Origin of the sequence: Candidatus Agathobaculum pullicola (assembly GCF_052117205.1) — a bacterium.
Classification (GTDB): domain Bacteria; phylum Bacillota; class Clostridia; order Oscillospirales; family Butyricicoccaceae; genus Agathobaculum; species Agathobaculum pullicola.
This window is the reverse complement of record NZ_JBQKJP010000092.1, coordinates 1-2,110: the sequence shown is the minus strand read 5'-3', so window position 1 is coordinate 2,110 and position 2,110 is coordinate 1. Positions and strand designations below refer to the sequence as shown.

At 50.2% G+C, this 2,110-nt stretch carries 3 protein-coding genes; 1 reads left to right on the top strand and 2 read right to left on the bottom strand.

Annotation, left to right across the window (positions count from 1 at the left end):
* Positions 1-249: 249 nt before the first annotated feature.
* Positions 250-1,170: a DDE-type integrase/transposase/recombinase gene (locus ACTQ3V_RS15475; protein ID WP_441468278.1), complete on the top strand. Its 921-nt coding sequence runs from the start codon at positions 250-252 to the stop codon at positions 1,168-1,170.
* Positions 1,171-1,316: 146 nt separating this feature from the next.
* Here ACTQ3V_RS15475 and ACTQ3V_RS15470 read toward each other — a convergent pair whose 3' ends face one another.
* Together ACTQ3V_RS15470 and ACTQ3V_RS15465 are read right to left on the bottom strand one after the other, a co-directional pair.
* Positions 1,317-1,496, bottom strand: a complete 180-nt coding sequence (locus tag ACTQ3V_RS15470; RefSeq protein WP_502918991.1) for an IS3 family transposase — start codon at positions 1,494-1,496, stop codon at positions 1,317-1,319.
* 44 nt (positions 1,497-1,540) lie between these two features.
* Positions 1,541-2,110 (bottom strand): IS3 family transposase (locus ACTQ3V_RS15465; RefSeq protein WP_441468277.1); only part of this gene is annotated, 570 nt, incomplete at its 5' end.

Here is a 2,110-nt window from a genome sequence, read left to right as displayed (position 1 = left end):
GCCAAGCAGCTCGCTATCCATAATCGCCACTCCAACAACTTTCCCATGAGGCCTCTAGGTTGGTTTTCTCCCTTAGAGTTCTCTGTCCAATATGTTTGACAAACCTACATGAGCAATCATCATTGCGTCCCAACTTGTAGGAGTACAATACATCTTGGACAGTTGAATAAAAAAGGATGAAGGATAAGACCTCATCGGTTAAAGTTGAGTTGCGACACTTAACTTGACGAAAAGGGGGCCATATCCTTCATGAGCAAGAGTATAACACAGGACATGGCGTATCGGCAATCTCTAATGAAATACGCAGAGAAATACGGTGTCAGCCGCGCCAGCCGGAAGTACAACAAAAGCCGGTCGTACATCTATTTCTGGAAGGCTCGATGGGATGGCACGGTGAAATCTCTGTCCTGCCAGTCCCGGCGGCCGCACGGCCATCCCAATCAGCATACGGAGACAGAACTGAAGCTGATTTTGGATATGCGCCGCCGCAATCCCAACCTTGGCATGGCGGAGCTGTGGCACCGACTGCGGCTGCGAGGCTATACCCGCCGTCCGGAAAGCTTGTTCCGGGTCTTGCGCAAACTAGGGCTATTTCCTGCTGCTTCGAAGAAAAAATTGTATAAACCAAAGCCTTATGAGCAGATGACCTATCCCGGCCAGCGGGTCCAGGTGGACGTAAAGGTGGTTCCCCGCAAATGTATTGCCGATCCGCAACTGCGCCTCTACCAGTACACCGCCATTGACGAGTTTACCCGCCTGCGATTTCTGGCTGCCTATCCTGATCAAACCACCTATTCTTCCGCTGATTTCCTGAAAAAGTTGTTCAAGTGGTACGCCCGTCGAGGTATCCGGGTGGAATGCATCCAAACGGACAATGGTTTTGAGTTCACCAACCGCTTTTCCAACAGCAAACAGAATCTGCCCACCCTGTTCGAGACTATCGCCGCTGCGTTAGGTGTCCGGCATAAACTCATTCGTCCCTACACCCCACGCCATAACGGCAAGGTGGAGCGTAGCCACCGGGAGGATCAAAAGCGTTTTTATTCTTCCCACTGCTTTTACTCCCTCCAAGACTTCACAAGACAGCTTGCCGTCCATAACCGCCGCTCCAACAACTTTCCCATGAGGCCTCTGGGTTGGCTTTCTCCTTCAGAGTTCTCTGTCCAATAGTTTGACAAACCTACATGAGCAATCATCATTGCGTCCCAACTTATCATCGATGGTGCGAAAAACTTATCTTTACCGCTACCCGTCAAGAGGACAGTGAAAAATATAAAGTTTTCCCGGCTGGCAGCCAATGCGCTGCCAGCCGCTTTTTATGCAGCAAGGCACAACTCGTGCTTCTTCATCGGAGTCAGCACGCCCAGATTGCGCTGAACTCTTCTGGTATTGTAGTAGCAGATGTAGCTCACAATCATCTGAACAAGCTCCTGCTTACTGGTAAAATGCCTGCCATAATAGCGTTCCCGTTTCAAGATCCCCCAAAAACCTTCCATAGGGCCATTGTCAATACAATGTGCCACGCGGGACATACTCTGTATCATTCCCGCCTGTACAAGTTTCTGGTGGAATGCTCGGCTTGTATATTGGTAGCCTCTGTCACTGTGGAACAGAGGACGTGCGTCTGGATTGAGCTTAACAGCCCTGTCAAAGGTCTTGAATACGCGAGGGGATTGTCATTGCGCTCACTCAGCGCATAGGCCACGATGCGCCGGTCACAGAGGTCCAGAATCGCGCTCAGATAGAGCTTATGTACCTCAATACCCTCATACCATTTGAACTCTGTCACATCAGTAAGCCACTTCTCATTGGGTTTGTCAGCGTAAAATTGACGGCCCAGCAGGTTTTCGGCAAGATGCTGAGGATTCTTGGCCTGCCTGGTACAGCCGTGGTTATGGTATTTCACAGTAGACCGTATATCTCTGGCCCGGCAGATTCGCAGCACTCTCTTGTCATTGACATGGATGCCATAATCATGGCGCAGATTGTCATTCAGTCTCCGGTAGCCTTTATCTGGGCTTTCCATATGGATTCTTGCAATCTTGTCCGCTAACTGTTCGTTTTCCGAAGTTCTGCGGCTCAATTTTCCGCAAGCCCATTTGTGGTAGGC

Excerpts from the sequence above, each read along its gene's own strand:
- ACTQ3V_RS15475 (WP_441468278.1), top strand. The coding sequence starts at position 250 with ATGAGCAAGAGTATAACACAGGACATGGCGTATCGGCAATCTCTAATG.
- ACTQ3V_RS15470 (WP_502918991.1), bottom strand. The coding sequence starts at position 1,496 with ATGGAAGGTTTTTGGGGGATCTTGAAACGGGAACGCTATTATGGCAGG.